Below are 548 nucleotides of genomic sequence, written 5' to 3'. Positions count from 1 at the left end.
AAGCTTTGGAGGCTTTAGTGATTACAATTCGAGAAATGGATATTTCCGATTACGATTCAGTGATTGATCTGTGGCGCCAGACGGAAAGCTTGTCATTAAGAGATGCTGATTCTAAACAAAGCATTGAAAGTTACCTTAACCGAAACTCTGGGCTAAGTTTTGTTGCGTTAAGCGGCAATAACATTATTGGTGCGGTACTCGTTGGGACCGATGGTCGCAGAGGGTATCTGCAACATTTGGCTGTTTCATCAGAATTTCGAGGCCAAAAAATAGGTAAAGCTTTGGTTGAAAAATCAGTTGATGCTTTGACTTCGATTGGTGTTTCAAAGACGCATTTATTTGTTTATAGCAATAATGTTAATGCGCAAAATTTTTACGAAAAATTAGGCTGGCTTCCAAGGGATGAAATACGCATGTATTCATTTAATAACTCAAGTAATCCAAACGTTTAGTGGCAGCTTATAACAAACGGCTCAAGAGGGATTGCCAACGCTTGGCGACTTTAGTACAAAATTGAAGCTCAGTGTTTACAGTATGTTTTTTAAGTT

Annotated in this window: 1 protein-coding gene; it reads left to right on the top strand. The window is 38.5% G+C overall.

What is annotated here, in order from left to right:
* Nucleotides 1-17: 17 nt before the first annotated feature.
* Nucleotides 18-452, top strand: coding sequence for a GNAT family N-acetyltransferase (locus NB504_RS00060; protein ID WP_170889306.1), 435 nt, complete (start codon nucleotides 18-20; stop codon nucleotides 450-452).
* Nucleotides 453-548: the final 96 nt, after the last annotated feature.

Origin of the sequence: Vibrio sp. RM-69-4 (assembly GCF_024743775.1) — a bacterium.
GTDB classification, from domain to species: domain Bacteria; phylum Pseudomonadota; class Gammaproteobacteria; order Enterobacterales; family Vibrionaceae; genus Vibrio; species Vibrio anguillarum.
Note: the sequence above shows the minus strand (reverse complement) of the source record. Positions and strands in the feature narration are given on the sequence as shown.